We start from the raw sequence: 3405 nt of genomic DNA on the forward strand, positions 1-3405 counted from the left end.
GGAGCCCGAACCGCCGCCGCTGGAGCCGCCGTCGGAGCCGCCGCCCGTCGTGCCGCCGCCGGTCACGCCCGGCGTGCTCCCGGACGGACTCGGCGTCGGGGACGGCGTGGGCGTCGGTGTGGGCGTGGGAGTCGGCGTCGGTGTCGGAGTGGGCGTGGGCGTGGGCGTGGTGTCGTCGCACGTCGGCAGGTCGCCCTCGAAGGGGTAGGCGTGGAACTCCTGGCCCCCGCCGCCCGAGGCCGAGGACGCGTGCACGAGGGAACCGGCCGTGTAGAAGCGGCCGTTGAAGCCGGACATGGTGACCGTCGTGGTGCCCGCGGGGTTGCCCATCAGCGCGCTGCCGGAGAACTGCGTGGTGCCGCTGAGCCGCACGTCCGTGGCGTCGGGGAAGTTCCACAGCAGGTGGGTGCGCAGCTCGGCCGGGAGCAGCGCGTCGTAGGTGCTGATCTCCCGCGCGTCGCCGTAGACGTTGACGAGGACGGTAGCCCCGGCCGGGATGTTCGCGAAGCGGTACGACTGCTGGCCGCCGGCCCTGCTGACCAGGTCGAAGTCGACGTCGAAGACCTGGATCGCGGAGCTGCCGTCGCCGGTGAACAGCGTGGTGGAGCCGTCGTTGACGGCGGTGCCCGTGGCGGGGCGGTGGGCGCCGCCCGCGTACGCGTAGCAGTGGCTGGCGCGCTCCAGTTCGCCGCGCAGCGTCCGGAACGGTCCGATCGCCGCGGCGTCCTTGACCGCGGCCGGGCTCACCGTGCCGGAGTGCGCGCCGCCGTAGCGGACCTCGCCGCTGACCGCGCCCTCCTCGGCGAGCAGGCGCTGGCCCGGGGCGACGGTCAGGTCGCCGCCGACGGTGAGGAAATCGGTGCCGTTGTCCGGCGGGACGCGTGAGCCGACCCCGGCGACGCCGACGTTGTAGATCTGGGAGACCCCGGGGTCCTTGTTCTGGTCGAAGTTCCCGAGGACGACGACCTTGCCCTCCGCCTCCGCGGCGGCCCGGCGTACCTGCATGTCCCCGCCGACGAAGACGTTGATGTTGTTGTCCCGTCCGCTCGGGGTCCCGTTGTTCGGGTCCGGGTACGAGCCCGGGCAGGTGCTCCCCTTGCAGGGGCCGAGCCCTCCGGGCAGCGGATCGGCGTACGCGGATCCGGTGGCGGCCCCGACGACGAGGACGGCCGAGGCGGTGACGACGGCAGCACGGATTTTTCGCATAGCCGCATGATGTGAACGAACCGCGTCGATGCGGGGCAGACACGCATGGGGCGCCCCCGAACGGCGGGGGCGCCCCAGGGCGCGTGGGGAACGGCGTGGCGGCCCGTCCCCGGTGGAGCGGCTACGCCGGCTTGAGCTCCTGGCGCTGCCGGCCCAGTCCCTCGATCTCCAGCTCCACCACGTCGCCGGCCCGCAGGTACGGCTTCGGCTCGGGCTGGCCCATGGCGACGCCCGCCGGGGTGCCGGTGTTGATGACGTCGCCCGGGTACAGCGTCATGAACTGGCTTACGTAGCGCACCACTTCGGCCACCGAGAAGATCTGCTCGGCGGTGGTGCCGTCCTGCTTGATCTCGCCGTTGACCCAGAGCTTGAGGCCGAGCGCCTGCGGGTCGGGGACCTCGTCGGCGGTGACGAGCCAGGGGCCCAGCGGGTTGAACGTCTCGCAGTTCTTGCCCTTGTCCCAGGTGCCGCCGCGCTCGATCTGGAACTCGCGCTCGGACACGTCGTGCGCGACCGCGTACCCGGCGACGCACCCCAGCGCGGCCTCGGCCGACTCCTCGTAGCGGGCCGTACGTCCGATGACCACGGCCAGCTCCACCTCCCAGTCGGTCTTGGTGGAGCCGCGCGGCACGAGCACGGTGTCGTGCGGCCCGACCACCGTGTCCGCCGCCTTGAAGAAGATGACGGGCTCGCTGGGCGGGGTGGCCCCGGTCTCGGCGGCGTGGTCGTGGTAGTTCAGCCCGATGCACACGACCTTGCCGATGCGGGCCACCGGCGGGCCGATGCGCAGCCCGGCGGCATCAAGAACGGGCAGTTCGCCGGATGCGGCCGCGGCGCGCACCCGGTCGAGCGCCGTGTCGTCCGCGAGCAGCGCCCCGTCGATGTCCGCCACCAGGGCGGACAGGTCGCGCAGGGTGCCCTCGGCGTCGACGAGCGCGGGGCGCTCGGCTCCGGCCGGACCGACTCGCAGCAGCTTCATGGTGTAACTCCCTCTGTTCTAGGAGGAGCCTCCATGGCAAGGTGCGGCCTTCAACCATCGGAGGTCTGGTCGATCCTCCAAGTTCGCGGTCCAGTCCGCAATACCCCGTTCACGGACTGGACCGACGGACGCCCCGTTACGCGGGCAGTGCGGCGGCCGCCCCGTAGGGCATGTCGCGGTACAGCACGGCCCGTTCGATCGCGCTCCACGTCGTGGACGTGACGACGTACAGGGCGGCGGCGAGCGGCACCGCGCCCACCGTGAACAGGGTCATGAAGGACATCAGCGGCATGTACTTGCTCATCGCCGTCATCGCCCCGGCGCCCGGCACCTGCGCCTGGTCCGTGGCCGGTGCGGCGGCCGCAGACAGCGCCATCTGCCGCTTGGTGCGCCGGTAATTGAAGGTGGCCACGGCGGCGACGAGCGCGAACAGCGCCACGTAGACGAGCCCCTGCGGGCCGAAGAGCCCGCCGTGGGCGAGGGCGTGCCTGAAGTTCCCGCCGAGCGGGGCCGCGCCGAGGGTGTGGCCGAGCAGCTCGTTGGGGTCGCCGCCGATGCGCTTGCTGGAGAAGAGGTGGTACAGCAGGAAGAACGCCGGCATCTGGAACAGCATGGGCAGGCAGCCCGAGAGCGGGGAGACCTTCTCCTCGCGGTGCAGTTCCATGATCGCCTTCTGCATCGCCTCCGGGTTCTTCTTGTGCTTCTTGCGCAGTTCGGCGATGCGCGGCTGCAGCTTGAGGCGGGCGCGCTGGCCGCGTGCACCGGCCCGCGACAGGGGGTGCACGAGGAGGCGTACGAACGCGGTGAACAGCATGATCGCGGCGGCCGCGGCCGAGGCGTGGAAGAGCGGCTGGAGCAGGGTCGCGAGATGTTCGACCAGGCTCGCGAAGACGGACATGAACGACGACATGGATGAGCCCTCCGGGGGTCACGTCGTGCCGGAAACAGGAAGAGTGCGGTTTCGGCGTGACGGACTGCGGACCCGGCGCTGGGAGCGGGCTCGGTGTCAGCAGGCCGTCGGGACGGGACGGCCCGGTGCTCGGGGCCTGGTGCGCCCGGAGGCGTCCGGATCGCGCTGCGGAAGGAACGCGGTGCGCTGTTCCCGGTCGCGGATCGCGGTGCGTACCCGCTGGCGCGGCACGGCGGGCGCGCAGCGTGCGGTGAGCAGGGTGCAGACGGCGAGGGCGGAGCCGGCGGCGGCGGTCGCGGCGAGCGCGACG

4 protein-coding genes are annotated in these 3405 nt (G+C 72.3%); all 4 read right to left on the minus strand.

What is annotated here, in order from left to right; genetic code table 11:
• The coding region (locus G3I40_RS43255) for a choice-of-anchor A family protein (protein ID WP_164560274.1) at nt 1-1206 on the minus strand (1206 nt) is incomplete at its 3' end.
• 121 nt (nt 1207-1327) lie between these two features.
• The gene (locus G3I40_RS43260; RefSeq protein WP_164560275.1) at nt 1328-2185 is read right to left on the minus strand and encodes a fumarylacetoacetate hydrolase family protein; all 858 of its coding nucleotides are present in this window, start codon (nt 2183-2185) and stop codon (nt 1328-1330) included.
• A gap of 136 nt (nt 2186-2321) precedes the next feature.
• Entirely contained in the window at nt 2322-3095 is a 774-nt protein-coding gene (locus G3I40_RS43265) for a YidC/Oxa1 family membrane protein insertase (protein ID WP_164560276.1), read from the minus strand.
• 96 nt (nt 3096-3191) lie between these two features.
• Nucleotides 3192-3405, minus strand: a 214-nt coding sequence (locus G3I40_RS43270; RefSeq protein WP_239092291.1) for a DUF6412 domain-containing protein, incomplete at its 5' end; no start/stop codon positions are given.

The organism is Streptomyces sp. SID14478 (assembly GCF_010548525.1).
Taxonomy (GTDB): Bacteria; Actinomycetota; Actinomycetes; order Streptomycetales; family Streptomycetaceae; genus Streptomyces.

Bases quoted from the DNA above. Each gene is read 5' to 3' on its own strand.
- G3I40_RS43260 (WP_164560275.1), bottom strand. From the start codon at position 2,185: ATGAAGCTGCTGCGAGTCGGTCCGGCCGGAGCCGAGCGCCCCGCGCTC.
- G3I40_RS43265 (WP_164560276.1), bottom strand. From the start codon at position 3,095: ATGTCGTCGTTCATGTCCGTCTTCGCGAGCCTGGTCGAACATCTCGCG.